At 66.1% G+C, this 15,453-nt stretch carries 12 protein-coding genes; 11 read left to right on the top strand and 1 reads right to left on the bottom strand.

Annotated features, from left to right (window positions below):
- Window positions 1-377 precede the first annotated feature (377 nt).
- From FJ386_09145 to FJ386_09095, 11 genes are all read left to right on the top strand, one after another.
- On the top strand, window positions 378-1,793 hold the full coding sequence (locus FJ386_09145) for a pyrrolo-quinoline quinone (GenBank protein MBM3876868.1): 1,416 nt from the start codon (window positions 378-380) through the stop codon (window positions 1,791-1,793).
- A 46-nt stretch (window positions 1,794-1,839) separates the two neighbouring features.
- Complete coding sequence (locus FJ386_09140; protein ID MBM3876867.1) at window positions 1,840-2,880, top strand: Gfo/Idh/MocA family oxidoreductase; 1,041 nt, start codon at window positions 1,840-1,842, stop codon at window positions 2,878-2,880.
- A 598-nt stretch (window positions 2,881-3,478) separates the two neighbouring features.
- Entirely contained in the window at window positions 3,479-4,129 is a 651-nt protein-coding gene (locus tag FJ386_09135) for a cytochrome c3 family protein (protein MBM3876866.1), read from the top strand.
- Window positions 4,126-7,566 carry a 4Fe-4S dicluster domain-containing protein gene (locus tag FJ386_09130; GenBank protein MBM3876865.1) on the top strand — a complete coding sequence of 1,147 codons (3,441 nt, stop codon included), beginning with the start codon at window positions 4,126-4,128 and terminating at the stop codon, window positions 7,564-7,566. The genes FJ386_09135 and FJ386_09130 overlap by 4 nt, the downstream gene beginning before the upstream one ends.
- On the top strand, window positions 7,566-9,005 hold the full coding sequence (locus FJ386_09125; GenBank protein ID MBM3876864.1) for a hydrogenase: 1,440 nt from the start codon (window positions 7,566-7,568) through the stop codon (window positions 9,003-9,005). The genes FJ386_09130 and FJ386_09125 overlap by 1 nt, the downstream gene beginning before the upstream one ends.
- Window positions 9,005-9,544: a DUF3341 domain-containing protein gene (locus tag FJ386_09120; GenBank protein ID MBM3876863.1), complete on the top strand. Its 540-nt coding sequence runs from the start codon at window positions 9,005-9,007 to the stop codon at window positions 9,542-9,544. Before FJ386_09125 ends, FJ386_09120 begins: the two co-directional genes overlap by 1 nt.
- Complete coding sequence (locus FJ386_09115) at window positions 9,544-10,188, top strand: cytochrome c (GenBank protein MBM3876862.1); 645 nt, start codon at window positions 9,544-9,546, stop codon at window positions 10,186-10,188. The genes FJ386_09120 and FJ386_09115 overlap by 1 nt, the downstream gene beginning before the upstream one ends.
- A 3-nt stretch (window positions 10,189-10,191) precedes the next feature.
- Window positions 10,192-11,442, top strand: a complete 1,251-nt coding sequence (locus tag FJ386_09110; protein MBM3876861.1) for a hypothetical protein — start codon at window positions 10,192-10,194, stop codon at window positions 11,440-11,442.
- A 43-nt stretch (window positions 11,443-11,485) separates the two neighbouring features.
- Complete coding sequence (locus FJ386_09105; protein MBM3876860.1) at window positions 11,486-13,369, top strand: hypothetical protein; 1,884 nt, start codon at window positions 11,486-11,488, stop codon at window positions 13,367-13,369.
- Window positions 13,366-14,337 (top strand): hypothetical protein, encoded by a 972-nt coding sequence (locus FJ386_09100; protein ID MBM3876859.1) that lies wholly within the window; start codon window positions 13,366-13,368, stop codon window positions 14,335-14,337. Before FJ386_09105 ends, FJ386_09100 begins: the two co-directional genes overlap by 4 nt.
- The gene (locus FJ386_09095) at window positions 14,334-14,957 is read left to right on the top strand and encodes a cytochrome c (GenBank protein MBM3876858.1); all 624 of its coding nucleotides are present in this window, start codon (window positions 14,334-14,336) and stop codon (window positions 14,955-14,957) included. The genes FJ386_09100 and FJ386_09095 overlap by 4 nt, the downstream gene beginning before the upstream one ends.
- Before the next feature lie 49 nt (window positions 14,958-15,006).
- Here FJ386_09095 and FJ386_09090 read toward each other — a convergent pair whose 3' ends face one another.
- Entirely contained in the window at window positions 15,007-15,393 is a 387-nt protein-coding gene (locus tag FJ386_09090) for a hypothetical protein (GenBank protein ID MBM3876857.1), read from the bottom strand.
- Window positions 15,394-15,453: the final 60 nt, after the last annotated feature.

Genomic DNA, 15,453 nt, shown 5'->3' with positions numbered 1-15,453 from the left:
CCTCGCTCACGCTGTCGCAGGCCCCGCGCGAGGATCAAGCCGCGCCTGACTTCCTCAACTGGCGGCGCCTCGTCACGCCCGCGCAGTTGCTGAAGCTCGCGGAGGAGAAAACCAAGGTGAACCTGCCCAAGCCGCGCCCGCGGGCGAATTGAAGATTTCACGATCACAGATGGACACGAATCAAACGGACGCCGCAAGGCCGCGCATCCCCGGTGTGGAGTGCGGCGGCAGGGCGAAGCGGCGCGCCGCTTTGAAGGGCAACCACTCGCAAATGAAAACGGTGTCGCCGCGGCGCCCTGCCACCGCACTCCAGGCCGGGTGAGTGGCGTTCAATCCTCACGCTTCACGCTTCACTTCTGACTTCTCACCTTCCGCCGATGCACATCCTCAATCTCGCCGTCCTCCTCGCCGCCCCACTCGCCACCACGCCCGCCGCCGACTCGCACTGGCCGCAGTTCCGCGGACCCGGCGGGCTTGGCATCGCCGGCCCCGGTGATCCGCCGGCTCACTTCGGGCCCAAGTCGAACGTCGTCTGGCAAACCGAGTTGCCGCAGGGCCACTCGTCGCCTTGCATCTGGGGCCAGCGCATTTTTCTCACCGGCCACGCGGGCGGCAAACTTGAGACGCTCTGCCTCGACCGCAAGGACGGCCGCATCTTGTGGCGCGCGCCGGCCCCCGCGGAGAAGCTCGAGGCGTTCCATCGCATCGGAAGTCCCGCGGCCTCGACGCCCTGCACCGATGGCGAGCGCGTTTACGTTTACTTCGGCTCGTTCGGCCTGCTCGCCTACGACTTCGACGGCAACGAAAAGTGGCGCAAGCCGCTGCCCGTGCCGGTGGTCGAGTTTGGAGCCGCCACTTCGCCCCTGCTCGCCGGCGACAAGGTCATCCTCGTGTGCGATCAGGACATGAATTCCTTCCTGCTCGCGGTGGACAAGCAGACGGGCAAGGACATCTGGCGCACCGACCGCTCGGAGTTTCGCCGCGGCTTCTCGTCGCCCTTCCTGTGGCGTCATGGCAGCACCGGGGAACTCGTTGTCGCGGGTTCGTTGTGGGTGAAGAGCTACGATTTGAAGGATGGCAGGGAACGCTGGTCCGCGCGCGGCATGGCACGCGTGTCGAACGCGTCGCCGGTTGCGGGCGACGGGTTGCTCATCGTGTCGAGTTGGAACGTCGGCGGCGACGAGGGTGACCGCATCGCGATGCCGCCTTTCGAGCAGTTCCTCGCGCAGAACGACAAGGACAAGAACGGCACGCTCGTGAAGGACGAGTTTCCCGCCGGCCCCTTCAAAGACCGCTTCAGCCAGATTGACGTGAACAAGGACGGGACCGTGACGCGGCAGGAATACGCGGACATGCAGTCCATGTTTGAGCGCGCCGAGAACCAGGTCTTCGCCATCAAGCCCGGCGGCCGTGGCGACATCACCGACTCGCACGTCGTCTGGAAAATCAACCGCCACCTGCCTTACGTCTCCTCGCCGCTCTGCTACAAGGGGCGCGTTTACACGGTCAAGGACGGCGGTCTCGCGTCGTGTTACGAAACGAAGACCGGCAGCATCGGCTATCAGGCCGAGCGACTCGACGCCGAGGGCAGCTATTACACCTCGTCCATCACCGCGAACGGCCGCATCTACGCCGCATCGCAAAAGGGCCGCGTGGTTGTTTACGAGGCCGGCGACACGTTGAATGTTCTCGCTCGAAATGACATGGGGGAGCAGGTCTTCGCCACGCCGGCCATCCTCGACGGGCGCATATTCCTCCGCACCGAGAAGCGGCTCTTTTGCTTTGGCCGGTGACGGCGCAATTGCCAGCGCTCGTGCTCGCGGGCAGACTTCGCGCGTGATGTCCTCGGAAAAACTCAGGGTCGCCGTCCTCGGCGCCGGCTCGCTCGGCAAGGAGCACGCGCGGCTCTACGCGGAGCTCGCGGCGTCCGGCGCGGTCGAGTTCGCGGGCGTTTTCGACGTGAACGCAGAGAGCGCCCGGAAGGTCGCCGAGAAGTGCCGCACGCGGGTGTTCGACTCCGCGGACGCCGCCGCCGCCGCCGCGGACGCCGTGAGCATCGTCACGCCGACCACCACGCACTTCGCGCTTGCGAGGTCGTTGCTTGCACAGGGCCGGCACGTGCTCGTCGAGAAGCCGATGACCGACAACACCGCGCAGGCCGCGGAACTGGTGCAACTCGCGCAGCAACGCGGCTGCGTGCTGCAGGTCGGCCACGTCGAGCGGTTCAATCCTGTCTTCAGCTATCTCGAAACGGCCGCGCCCGAGCCGCGCTTCATCGAGTGCCACCGCCTTTCGCCGTATCCCGCGCGCAGCACGGACATCGGCGTCGTGCTCGACCTGATGATCCACGACCTCGACGTCGTGCTCGCCTTTGTGCGGTCGCCGGTCACAAGCGTGGACGCCGTGGGCATCCCGGTGCTGAGCAAGTCCGAGGACATCGCCAACGCCCGGCTGCGCTTTGCCAACGGCTGCGTCGCCAACCTCACCGCGAGCCGCGTGAGCCCCGAGCGCCTGCGCAAGATTCGCGTCTTCAGCGGCGGCGCGCAGCCCAGCTACGTCTCGCTGGACTACCGTGCGCAGGAAGGCTTCATCTACCGCATCGCCCGCGACGGGGAACAGGAATCATCCGTGCTCAAAACGTTGCTTGCGGTCACGCACATCAAGGACGCCGCCATCGTGAGCGAGTTCGCCGGGAAAAAGATCGTGCGGGAGCCCGTGCCCATCGCAAAGGATGAGCCGCTCAAACTCGAGCTGCAGCACTTCGTCGAGTGCGTCCGCGCGAAACGGACCCCGCGCGTGAGCGGCGAATCCGCGAAGGAGGCGCTCGACCTTGCGTTCGATATCACCCGGCAGGTCGGCGCGAACACGACGGATCCTTGAAACTGCCGGGCGCCAACCCGATCAGCCTCAAGAGGGTGAAGGTCGACGATGACCCGACCAATTCAGCACCTCCTGTGGCGCCGGCAGGTCGCGATCCCCGGGGCGGGTGGATTCACGCGTTGCGGAGGCGCCCTGCCTTTGGCAGTTCCGCGCGCAAGGCCAACCCCGTCATCTTGCCTCCGGCCCCATTTCAGTTTTGATCGCACACACTTTTCCGATTTTATTGCGGCGCGACGCGCGTCCGAAAAGCTGTTGACTCCGCTTCGCGAACCGCTACAACAACGCCGCTTCGGGGCGGGACCTGCGGGCCGGGTTCTCGCCTCGTGCGTTTTCAGGCGGCCGTGCCCCGGGGCTCCGGCAGCCTCACCCGGCGGTGCGGCGGGCGCGGCTTATCGCCTGCATTACGAAAACGGAAAACGTGCAGAGCCCGCCCGTGGGGACTTGAAGCTGCGCGCGAGCGGCGCTTAGTGTCACGAGGCGACCGGAACCAGGACCCAAGTGTGCGAGTGCGGACCGAGACACCTGACACCATCCCGACGACCAGCCCCATCGGCTGGTCCACGCTTGTCTGCGTCCCGCAATCCTGACGCCAGCGCGCATGTCTGACATCTTCCCCAAGTGGACGAACAAGCTCCCGCTGATGGTCGGGCTGAGCGCGGCGCTGTTTGGCGGCGCGGGCACGTTTGGCGTGTATTACTACGCGCATCCCGGCTACACGCGCGTTGGTTACAAACCCATCCAGCCGGTCGCATTCTCGCACACCATACACGCCGGCCAGCTCGGGATTGACTGCCGTTACTGCCACAACGGCGTCGAAAGGTCCTGGTATTCCAACATCCCCGCCGCGAGCACGTGCATGAACTGCCACAATCAGGTGCTCAAGGACGACCCCCGCCTCGCGCTCGTGCGCGACTCCGCCGCGACCGGCAAGCCCATCCCGTGGGTGCAGATCCACAAGCTGCCCGACTACGTTTACTTCAACCACTCCGTCCACGTGAACCGCGGCGTCTCCTGCGTCGAGTGCCATGGGAAAGTCAACGAGATGGACGAAGTCTGGCACGCCAAGCCCTTGGGCATGCCCTTCTGCCTTGAATGCCACAACGCGCCCGAGGCCAGGCTGCGCCCGCCCGCCGAAATCTACAACCTCGACTGGCAGCGCCCCGCCAACTTCACCGAGACCCACGGCAAGAAATTCGCCCACGACTGGAAGGTCCTTTCCTCCACGAGCTGCTCCGCCTGCCACCGATGAAGACCATTCCCCCGGCCTGCCGCGAGCCCGACAACGGCGTCCAATACTGGCGCAGCCTCGAAGCCCTTGAGGGCACACCCGAGGCCCGCGCCTGGGTCGAGCGCGAATTCGTCGACGGCGCGGGCGAACTCAAGGACCCCGTCACCCGGCGCGACTTCATGCGGCTGATGACGGCGGGCTTCGCGCTTGCCGGCGCGGGTGCGCTCACCGGATGCCGCCGCCCCGTCGAGAAGATTTACCCCTTCGGCAAGCAACCCGAGAACTACATCCACGGCGTTTCTCAGAGCTTCGCCACCGCGATGCCCACCCGCCACGGCGCCGTGCCGCTTGTGGTGAAATCGCACGAAGGCCGCCCCATCAAGGTCGAGGGCAACCGCGAGCACCCCATCAACACGGTGGCCGGACGCGCCCACGGCGGCTCCGACCTTTACGCGCAAGCCTCCCTCCTCGACCTCTACGACCCCGACCGCGCGCAGCGGTTCACCAAGGGAGGCAACCGCATCGAGCGCGAGGCCGCGCTCGATCAGCTGGCCCAGTTTGCAACGCAGTTCAGCGCGAGCCGGGGAGCCGGCGTTGCGGTGCTCATGGAATCGTCGTCCTCGCCGTCCCGGGACCGACTCGTCAAATCCCTCGGCGCCAGGTGGCCCGAGGCCAGGTGGTTCTTCCACGACGCCATTGACCTCGGCGTCGCAGCCCGCGCGGCCAGCCTCGCCTACGGACGAAGCGTCCAGCCCCAATACAAACTCGAAAACGCCCAAGTCATCCTTTCCCTGGACAGCGACTTCATCAGCACCGAGGAAGACTCCGCCCGCCACATCCGCGGCTTCGCCAACGGCCGCAAGATCACCGAGGCAGGGCTCGGTTCCACCCGGGCCCCATCGGGTCCGGCCAAGCAAAACGCCACCATGAGCCGCCTCTACTGCGTCGAGGCCATCATGTCACAGACCGGCGCGAACGCCGACCACCGCCTCCGCTGCCCCTCCGGACAAATCATCGCCGTCGCCGCGGCCATCGCCGCCGCCGTCGAGCCCGGCATGCCCGCCTTCGCCACCCTCGCACAGAAGTGCCCGTTGCCCGCCGGCGTGAAGCGCGAGTGGATCCTCGAATGCGCGAAGGATCTTGTCGCCAACAAGGGCAAGGCGCTCGTGCTCGCCGGACACCGCCAGCCGCCCGCGGTCCATCTCGTCGCGCACCTGCTCAACATGCTGCTCGGCGCCATCGGCAACTCCGTCGTGTTCCGCGCCGCGCCCGCCCCGGCCGCCGGCATCGAGGCGCTCGTGGCGCAACTCGGCACCGGCGGCGTGAACCTGCTCGTCATCCTCGGCGGCAATCCGGCGTTCACCGCGCCCGCCCAGCTCAACTTCACCGCCGCGCTCAAGAACGCGAAGGCCATCGTCCGCCTCGGCACGCACGAGGACGAAACCTTCTCCGCACTCGGCGCGAATGGCTGGCACCTGCCCACCGCGCACTACCTTGAATCGTGGGACGATGCGCGCACGGGCGACGGCACGCTCGTCCCCGTGCAACCCCTCATCGAGCCGCTTTACGCAGGACTCACCGAGACCGAAGTTCTCGCCCGCCTCGGCGCGTGCGAGTCGCTCAAGTCCCACGACATCACGCGCGAGACCTTTGCGTCGCTCACCGGGGGCAAGATGGACGAGGAAAAGTGGAAGCATTACCTCCACGACGGCTTCCTCGGCGGCGGCGCCGCCGACCACCAGCCACCGGCCACCAGCCTTGCCGCGCAGAACATCGCCGACGAACTGGCGAAGGCGACCGCGCCCGCCGCGCCGTCGGCCGCAAGCATCGAGGTGGTGCTGTTCCGCGACACCAAGCTCGACGACGGCCGGTTCGCGAACAACGGCTGGATGCAAGAACTGCCCGACCCCATCACCAAGATTGTCTGGGACAACGCGCTGCTCCTCAGCCGCAAGACCGCGGTCGAGCTCGGCTTCGAGAACAACGACGTGGTCGAGATTTCCGTCGGTGGCCGCAAGGTCGCCGGCCCCGTTTGGATTCAGCCGGGACAGGCCGATTACACCGCCGGCATCGCGCTCGGTTGGGGACGCCAGAAAGGCGGGCGCATCGCCAACTTCCACGGCAACGACGAGAATTCGAACCGCGGCCGCACCGGCTTCAACGGCTACGCGCTGCGCACCGACTCGCTCATCGTGCCCGGCGCGAAGCTCACCAAGACCGGCGCGACTTACAAGCTCGTCACCACGCAGGACCACTGGTCCATGGAAGGCCGCCCCGTCGTGCGCGAGGCGAACCTCAAGGACTTCAACGAGCACCCGGACTTCGCCCGGAACATGGACCTCGATGCGCCCTCGCACTCGGCGCACATCCCGAAGGATGACAAAGGGCAGCCGCTGACGATTTACAAGCACCCCTACCAGAGCCATCCGCACCTCATGAGCTCGATGCACCAGTGGGGGATGAGCATTGACCTCAACGCATGCGTCGGCTGCAACGCGTGCGTCATCGCGTGCCAGGCCGAGAACAACATCCCCATCGTCGGCAAGGATCAGGTGCACCGCAACCGCGAGATGCACTGGCTGCGCATTGACCGCTACTTCACCGGCACGCCGCTCAAGCAGAAGGCCGCGAGCCTGCTCGGTTCCTTCGCGAACAACCTCACGTCGTCGCCCGGCAAGACCGACGAGGTCAACCTCGTGCTTGCCGACCCCGCGCAGCAGAAGAAGGAGTGGATTGACGAGCCGCAGGTCGTCAACCAGCCGATGCTCTGCCAGCACTGCGAGGCCGCGCCGTGCGAGAGCGTCTGCCCCGTCAATGCCACCGTGCATGACGAAGAAGGCATCAACGTGATGGCTTACAACCGTTGCGTCGGCACGCGCTATTGCTCGAACAACTGCGCGTGGAAGGTCCGCCGGTTCAATTTCTTCGATTTCAACAAGCGCCCGCTCGAAAACCTCTACAAGGGCCCGCTCGCCGGGCGCGGCGCGGACGAGATGGACCTCGTGAAGCTCGCGAAGAACCCCGAGGTGAGCATCCGCATGCGCGGCGTGATGGAGAAGTGCACGTTCTGCGTGCAGCGCGTCGAGGCGGCCAAGATTTCGCAGAAGGTCAAGGCCGGCGCCAGCGGTGACGTCGAGGTCCGCGACGGCACAATCCAGACCGCGTGCGAGCAGGCGTGCCCCGCGGACGCAATCGTCTTCGGCAACGTGCTTGATCCGTCGAGCCGGGTGTCGAAGCTCAAGAAGCAGCAGCGCGACTACGCCGTGCTGGGCTTCCTCGACACGCGTCCGCGCCTGACCTACCTCGCGCGGGTGCGCAACCCGAACCCGGCAATGCCCGATTACAAGGAACACCCGATGCCGCACAGCATCAGCGAATACGCGAAGCGCAGCGGTTCCCCCTTTGAACCGCACGGCTCGGGCCCCGCCGCCGGCGGCGCGAAGAAAGGAGCGCACTGATGGACGCCGCTTCGCAACAATCGACCCCGGCCGTGGTGCAGGTCGCGGCGCCCCCGGCGGAACTCGCCCGGGAACCGCTGGTGCTGAACAACCACAGCTTCGGCTGGATCTCGGACACGGTCGCCGGCATCGCCGAGGGCAAGGCTCCGAAGTGGTGGTGGCCCGCGTTTCTCATCAGCTTCGGCGTCATGTCCATGATGGGCATCATGATCGCCTACCTCGTCTCGACGGGCGTGGGCGTGTGGGGCTTGAACCAGCCCGTCGCATGGGCGTGGGACATCACCAATTTCGTGTTCTGGATCGGCATCGGGCACGCCGGCACGCTCATCTCCGCCATCCTCTTCCTCCTCCGTCAGAAGTGGCGCACCTCCATCAACCGCGCCGCCGAGGCCATGACCATCTTTGCCGTCATCTGCGCCGGCACCTTCCCCGTCATCCACGTGGGGCGAATCTGGTATGCGGTCTGGTGGTTGCCGCCCATTCCCAACGCCTACGGCATCTGGCCGCAGTTCCGCTCGCCGCTGTTGTGGGACGTGTTCGCGGTCTCGACCTACTTCACGGTGTCGCTGCTGTTCTGGTATATGGGCTTGATCCCGGACCTGGCGACGATGCGAGACCGGTGCAAGACGAAGATTCGCAAGTTCTTCTACAGCCTCGGCGCGCTGGGCTGGACGGGATCGAACCGGCACTGGAGCAATTACGAGAAGGCCTACCTGATCCTCGCGGGTCTCTCGACGCCGCTGGTGCTCTCGGTGCACTCGATCGTGTCGTTCGATTTCGCGGTGTCGCAGGTGCCCGGCTGGCACACCACCATTTTCCCGCCTTACTTCGTCGCGGGCGCGATTTTCTCCGGTTTCGGCATGGTGCTTTCGCTGATGATTCCCATCCGGACGTTGTGCAAGCTGGAGGATGTGATCACCGTCCGGCACGTGGAGCTCATGTGCAAGGTGATCCTCGCGACGGGTTCGATCGTGGGCTACGCCTACGGGATGGAGTTCTTCATCGCGTGGTATGGCGGCAACCAGTATGAGCTGGACACGTTCAAGAACCGGGCGTTCGGCCCGTATTGGTGGGCGTATTGGTGGATGGTCTCGTGCAACGTGATCAGCCCGCACCTGTTCTGGTTCAAGAAAGTCCGCACCAACATGGTGGCGGTGTTCATCATCGCGGCGTTCGTGAACGTCGGCATGTGGTTCGAGCGGTTCGTCATCATCGCCACGTCGCTCACGCGGGATTACATCCCGTCCAACTGGGGCGACTTCAGCCCGACTTACGTGGACGTGCTGACGTTCGTGGGCAGCTTCGGTCTGTTCATGACGTGCTTCCTGGTGTTCATGCGGTTCCTGCCGGTCATTGCGATCAGCGAGGTCAAGGGCGTGACGCCGCAGGCGGATCCGCATCATCCGCTGGGCGGCGCGAAGCACGGAGGGCACCACTAATGGCTGCGGGCGCCAAAATCTACGGGCTGGTGGCGGAGTTCTCGCGCACGGCCGACGTCCTGCACGCCGCCGAAAAGGTGCGCGATGCCGGTTACACACGATGGGACGTCCACACCCCGTTCGCGGTGCATGGCATGGACGCGGCGATGGGTTTGAAGTCATCGAAGGTCGGCTGGTTCAGTTTCCTCGGAGGAGCGACCGGCTACACGGCGGGCATGCTGATGATTTGGTGGATGAACGCGTTCGATTACCAGATCGTCGTCGGCGGCAAGCCCATGTTCAGCCCGTTCTTCGCGTTCCCGGTCAGCTACGAATGCACGATCCTCCTGGCGAGCTTCGGGTCGCTCGGCGGCATGTTGTTCCTCAACCGCCTGCCGCGGCTGCATCATCCGCTGCTCAAAAACCGGCGCTTCGCGCAGGTGACCCATGACAAGTTCTTCATCGTGATCGAGACGTCGGACCCGAAGTATTCGCCCGCGTCGGCCCGGCAGATGCTGGAGGCGGCGGGCAGTTCGCACATCGAGGAGGTCGAGGAATAATGCGATACATCGTCCTCCTGTTTGTGCTGTCGGTTGCGACGGTCTACCTCGTCGCGGGCAAGCGCGGCGATCATTCCCGCCGCCCGCCGATCGAGATCATTCCGGACATGGTGCGTCAGAACAAGGTGCGGCCGCAGGAGGCCGGCGGGTTTTTTGCGGATGGCATGGACTCGCGCCCGCCGGTCGCCGGGACGGTCGCTCGCGCGACGGCGCTGGACGTCAAAGGGGCGAGGGTGCTTCCGTTCGAGGAACACGCGGTGAACACGGGACTGGTGCCCGGCACGACGAATCATGTGGCGACGATCCCGCTCGCGGTGAACGAGAAGCTGATGGCGCGCGGACGGGAGCGGTTCAATATCAGTTGCACGCCGTGCCACGGTCCGCAGGGCGACGGGAACGGCATCACGAAGAAAATCGGCGCGATGGCCGTCGTGGCGACGTTGCACGACAAGCGGATCGTGTCGCAGCCGGACGGGGAGCTGTTCGGCGTGATTTCACACGGCCGGAACCTGATGCAGGGATACGCGGCCAACATCACGGTCGAGGACCGGTGGGCGATCGTGGCCTACGTGCGGGCGTTGCAACTATCGAAGCTTGGCTCCACCAACGACGTCCCGCCCGCCGCGCGGGCGCTGCTGAAGTAAACCATGAACGAGTCTGCACAATCCGGTTTCTGGCGCCGGTTCTCCGGATGGCTCGCCGCGGCCGTGATGTTCGCGGTGTTGGGCGGCGTCGCCGAGGCGGCCCAGACAGGAGCTGCCGCACCGCACGCCGCGCCGCCGTGGATCAAGGCGGCCGGGTATTCGTATCTGACGGCCTACATGTTCTTCCTCAGCCTTTGCCTCGGCGGGCTGTTCCTCGTGCTGATCCATCATCTCTTCGATGCGATGTGGTCAGTGCCGACGCGGCGCTTTTGCGAGCACATGGCCTGCCTGCTGTGCCCGTGGATGCTGGTGCTTTTCCTGCCGATCCTCGCCAACGTGCTGCTCGCCGGCCCCGAAAACCTCATCTACGAGTGGATGGATCCCGCGAAGGCCGATCACGCCCTGCACGCGAAGCACGCGCTTTTCAACAAGCCCGCATTCGTCCTCGTGTCGCTCGCGCTCTTCGGCATCTGGGGCTGGCTCACGCACGGGTTGCGCCGCCACTCGCTCGCGCAGGACAAGACCGGCGCCGCCGGGCACACACGCGCGATGCGCAAGTATGCGGCCGGCGGCATCTTCATCTTCGCCTTCTCACTGACGCTCGCGTGCATTTTCTGGATGAAGTCGCTGATGCACCAGTTCTTCAGCACGATGTACGGCGTCTACTATTTCGCAGGCAGCGTGTGGACGACGATGGCGACGGTTTATGTGATCACGCTCATCCTCAAGAAACGCGGCCCTCTCGCGTCGGTGGCGGGCCCGCGGCAGTTCCACGACATCGGCGTGCTGTTCTTCGCGTTCACGGTGTTCTACGCCTACATCCACTTCAGCCAATACTTCCTCATCTGGAACGCGGCCATCCCCGAGGAGACCTTCTGGTATGTGCTGCGGGAGAAGGGCGGTTGGTGGTGGATTGGCATGCTCATCATCTTTGGCCACTTCTTCGTGCCGTTCCTTACCTTCCTGCGGATCGACACCAAGCTGAACGCCGCGATCATGGTGCCGTTCGCGGCCTGGGCATGGCTGATGCACTACCTGGACATGACCTACAACGTGATGCCGAAGATTTACCCGGACGGGCCGCGAATCGGAGTCTTTGACGTGCTCAGCCTCGCCGTGATCGGCGGCGTGCTCATCAACCGGTTCTTCGCCGCGTTCAACGCCCACCCGCCTTATCCGCAGAAGGACCCGCGCATCGCCGAGACGATGGGCGTTTACGTCGACCCCGCGAAAGGCCCGGGCGCGGCGCATTGAACCGACCGAAGTCACCCGTGAACTCCGAACACGATTCCAACGAATGCTGCAGCGAGTCCTGCCGGACGCGGTGCGTGTATTTCTTCGCGGTGCTGGGCGCGCTGCTCATCGTGCTGGCCCTCGACCGCGCGATGATCCGTTACACCGCGCCGGAGGCCTCGAAGGCGCCCGTCCGCGCAAAGGAGCGCGCCGAAAAGCTCGCCGAGGTCCGCAAGGAATCCGCCGAGGCGCTCGGCACCTACGGCTGGCAGGACAAGACGAAAGGACTCGTGCGACTCCCCGTGGACCGCGCGATGGAACTCACGCTCGAGCGCTACAGGAGCCCGGCCGCGGCGCGGTCAAACCTCATCGAGCGCGTCGAGAAGGCCACGGCGCTGCCGCCGAAGCCGCCGGAGAAGCCGAGCCCGTTCGAGTAGTCGCCCGACATCCCAATGTCGAGTCCGGCGCGTGCCGGGCATGCCCGGCACGACATTGGAACGTCGGGCTATCCAGAATGACCGCCGCCAACGACAACACGAATTGCGCCGCCGCGCCGACCAACGCGGAACTCGACGCGTCGTGCCGCGGGCCGGTCGCCTTCCTTCTTATCAGCGCCTCGCTGTGGCTCGTCGTGGCGACCGTGCTGGGTCTCATCGCGGCTTGGCAGCTTCAAGCGCCCGGGTTTCTCGCCGGGTGCCAGTGGTTCACGCACGGCCGCGTGAAGCCCGCCGCCTTCAACGCGCTGCTCTATGGCTTCACGTTGCAGGCCGCTTTCGCCGTCGCGCTGTGGCTCATCGTCCGCCTCGGGCGCGCCGCGCTGTCCGGTCCGTTCTCGCTCCTCATCGCGTCGAAGCTCTGGAACCTCGGCGTCACGCTCGGCGTCTGCGGCGTCCTGCTCGGCGACAACTCGGGCCACGAGTGGTTCGAGATGCCGCGCTACGCCGCGCCGCTGCTGCTCGTCGCGTATCTGATCATCGGCGGGCACGCGCTCGTGACGATGCACGCGCGCCGCGAGCGCGGGTTGTTTGCCACCCAATGGTATCTGCTGCTCGCGCTGCTGTGGTTCCCGTGGATTTACTCGACCGCCCTGTGGCTGCTGCACGTCCATCCCGTGCGCGGCATCACGCAATCGGTGGTCAACTGGTGGTTCATCGGCAACCTGCAGTTGCTCGTGCTCGTTCCGTTCGCGCTGGCGTGCGCCTTTTACATCGTGCCGAAGCTCACCGCGCGTCCGTTGCACAGCCGCGACCTCGCGGTGTTCGGTTTCTGGACGCTCGTCTTGCTCGGCGGTTGGTGCGGCATCCCGGCGGGCGCGCCCATCCCGGCGTGGTTCATCACGGTGAGCATCGCCGCGACCGCGCTCACGCTCGGCCCCGCGCTGGCGGTGACCGGCAACCTGTTCATGACGTGGAAAGGCGCGTTCAGCCGCGTGCGCAACAATCCCGCGCTCGCCTTCGCGCTCATCGGGTTGGTCTTCTTTCTCGGCTGGAGCCTCCGCGCCGCCTTCTCCGGGTTCCGCGGGCCTGCGGAAGGACTGCGGTTCTCAAATCTTGCGACGGCGCAGGATCAACTGCTGCTCGCCGGCGCCGTGTCGAGCCTGCTATTCGCGGCGGTTTATGAGCTCGCGCCCCGGCTTGCGTCGCACGCCTGGCCGTGTGCCGGCCTGCCGCGCGCGCATTTCTGGGGAACGCTCGCCGGGACGGTGCTGGCGCAGGTGAGCCTCGCCGCGCCCGCGGTCTTTGCGGCGAAGTCCTCGCCCGTGGGCGGCGTGATGGCGCTGCCCGTGCCGATGCTGGCCTTCGCGGGCGTCGCGCTCGTGGGTCTGGCAAATCTCGCGTTCGTCGCGCATGTGTTCTGGCTCGCGGCCTGCCATTTCCGGCAGTGCCGCTGCAAGGAAAACGTCCTCGCCCTGTTCAAGGGGCAGGCGGACGCGGAGGCGGCGTCATGACGCGCGGCGCGCTCATCTTCGTCGGCGTGCTGTTCTCGCTCGCGTGCTCGTGGGCGGCGCTCATCTTCGGCTCGCAGCTCCATCTCGGCGCGCTTCAACCCGCGGCCATCCTCAACAGCTCCGAGTTGTATCCCGCGCCGCGTCCCGGACTCGCGCAACAGGGCGCCGTGGTCTATCGCGCGAACGGGTGCTTCTACTGCCACTCGCAGCAGGTCCGGCAGGGCGGCATCACCTTCGGCGCCGTCATCACCGATCCGGGCACGAACGCGCCCGCGGTTGTGGCCGCGCTCCGCGCCCGCTTCCCCTCGGTGTCGGCGGACACCGCGCAACAGACCCCCGGCAAACTGCCCGTCGTCATCGCAGCCGACACCACCGCTGCGGCCGCGAACCAGGCGATGAAACCCTTCACCGACATCGAGGTGAAGACCGAGCTCACCTTCAAGAACCTCGGCGCCGACATCGCGGCCGGGCTTGGCCCGCGCGGTAGCGTCGCGCGCGATTACCTCTTCGACAACCCGCCGCTGCCCGGCAGCCTGCGCGCCGGGCCCGACCTCGCGAACGTCGGCAGCCGCGCGCCGGAGAAGTTCGTGGGCATTTGGAGCTTCAGTCCCGCGGCGCGGACCAATGACGCGCTGCAAGCCATCGAACGCGAGCGTCACCACCTCGCGCACCTTTACAACCCCGCCGCCGTGGCCAAGGGCTCGACGATGCCCGCATATCCGTTCCTTTTCGAGAAGCGCCCGCTCAAGCCCGGCGCGAAGCCATCGCCCGACGCGATCCAACTTGGCAAGGACACTCCGTCCGATGGATTCGAAATCATCCCGTCCTCCGACGCGAAGGCGCTGGTCGCCTACCTGTTGAGCCTTCGGCACGATGCATCGCTCGCCGAACGCGCCGTGCCGCGCCCGCCGCGGATTCCCACGCCGTCCACGAACGCGGCACCGTCCGCCCCCGCGCCCAAGCCATGAACCCCGACCCGCAATCCAGCGCGCCGCTGCCTGAACTGCCGGAACCGACCTTCGGCAAGGCCGGCCTGCCGATGTGGCCCGTGTTGATGCTCGCGGCGCTGTTTTTTGGCGGGCAGCTCTACCTGGAGACCTACGGCGGCGGCTTCCGCGCGGACGTTTACGCCGAGACACTCAAGACACCGCCGCCGACGGGCGACCTTTCCGAGGAGGAGAAGCTGATGCTGCGCGGCGCGGAGGTATACAAGCTGTGTTCCGCGTGCCACCAGCCGAACGGCATGGGGACGCCCGGCCAGTTCCCGCCGCTTGCGGGCTCCGATTGGGTGCTCGCCGAGGGACCGAACCGCGTCATCCGCATCGTGCTCGACGGCGTGCAAGGTCCGATCAAGGTCAAGGTCAAGGACGCCGTCACCGAGTGGAACAACGCGATGGTGCCGTGGCGCGACCCGCTTTCGGACGCCGACATCGCCGCCGTCACGACGTTCATCCGCCGCAACAAGGACTGGGGCCACAACGCCTCGCTGGTGAAGCCCGCCCAGGTCAAGGCCATCCGCGAGGCGACCAGCGCGCAGGCCGGCCGCAACTATTCCGCGGACGAACTGCTGAAGGTGCCCGAGCAATAATCCGCCCGACGATGAGGCGGAAGCTGGTCCGCGCGCAGCGGTCCCTCCGCTACTTCGCCGTCACGGACATCGTTCGCGCATCGGGCACCCACTTCTTCCCCGGCGGCGGTGGTGGCACACGCGAGATCAACTTCGCGGCGACGAGTTCGTTCATGTCCTTCGGCACATCCGGCTTCATCATCAACCACGCGCGCAGCGCCGCGTTGAGCGCGGCGCGGTTCTGCTCCTCCTGATCACTGTTGATGCCCTTCGCGTCGAGCTCCTGCGCAATGGGCACGGTGGCTGGCGGCGCGGGACGCGCGGCTGTTTCCGGAACCGGCGCCCCGCCCGGCTTCGGCGTGATCGTGAGCGGCGCGGTGGGTGGCGGTTCGCCTTTCTTGCAGGCGGTGACTGTGACGAACGCGACGGCAAGCATCGCAAGGTAAGGCGGGCGCATATGTCAGTGAAGCTAGTGACGTGATTGGCAGCGCGCGAATTCGTTGAGAAGTCTTAAAGG

It is taken from the genome of Verrucomicrobiota bacterium, from assembly GCA_016871675.1.
GTDB lineage: Bacteria > Verrucomicrobiota > Verrucomicrobiia > Limisphaerales > VHCN01 > VHCN01.
The sequence above is the reverse complement of the archived record's forward strand: the minus strand, read 5'-3'. Positions and strand labels throughout refer to the sequence as shown.

Bases quoted from the DNA above. Each gene is read 5' to 3' on its own strand.
- FJ386_09145 (MBM3876868.1), top strand. From the start codon at position 378: ATGCACATCCTCAATCTCGCCGTCCTCCTCGCCGCCCCACTCGCCACC.
- FJ386_09140 (MBM3876867.1), top strand. From the start codon at position 1,840: ATGTCCTCGGAAAAACTCAGGGTCGCCGTCCTCGGCGCCGGCTCGCTC.
- FJ386_09135 (MBM3876866.1), top strand. From the start codon at position 3,479: ATGTCTGACATCTTCCCCAAGTGGACGAACAAGCTCCCGCTGATGGTC.
- FJ386_09130 (MBM3876865.1), top strand. From the start codon at position 4,126: ATGAAGACCATTCCCCCGGCCTGCCGCGAGCCCGACAACGGCGTCCAA.
- FJ386_09125 (MBM3876864.1), top strand. From the start codon at position 7,566: ATGGACGCCGCTTCGCAACAATCGACCCCGGCCGTGGTGCAGGTCGCG.
- FJ386_09120 (MBM3876863.1), top strand. From the start codon at position 9,005: ATGGCTGCGGGCGCCAAAATCTACGGGCTGGTGGCGGAGTTCTCGCGC.
- FJ386_09115 (MBM3876862.1), top strand. From the start codon at position 9,544: ATGCGATACATCGTCCTCCTGTTTGTGCTGTCGGTTGCGACGGTCTAC.
- FJ386_09110 (MBM3876861.1), top strand. From the start codon at position 10,192: ATGAACGAGTCTGCACAATCCGGTTTCTGGCGCCGGTTCTCCGGATGG.
- FJ386_09105 (MBM3876860.1), top strand. From the start codon at position 11,486: ATGCTGCAGCGAGTCCTGCCGGACGCGGTGCGTGTATTTCTTCGCGGT.
- FJ386_09100 (MBM3876859.1), top strand. From the start codon at position 13,366: ATGACGCGCGGCGCGCTCATCTTCGTCGGCGTGCTGTTCTCGCTCGCG.
- FJ386_09095 (MBM3876858.1), top strand. From the start codon at position 14,334: ATGAACCCCGACCCGCAATCCAGCGCGCCGCTGCCTGAACTGCCGGAA.
- FJ386_09090 (MBM3876857.1), bottom strand. From the start codon at position 15,393: ATGCGCCCGCCTTACCTTGCGATGCTTGCCGTCGCGTTCGTCACAGTC.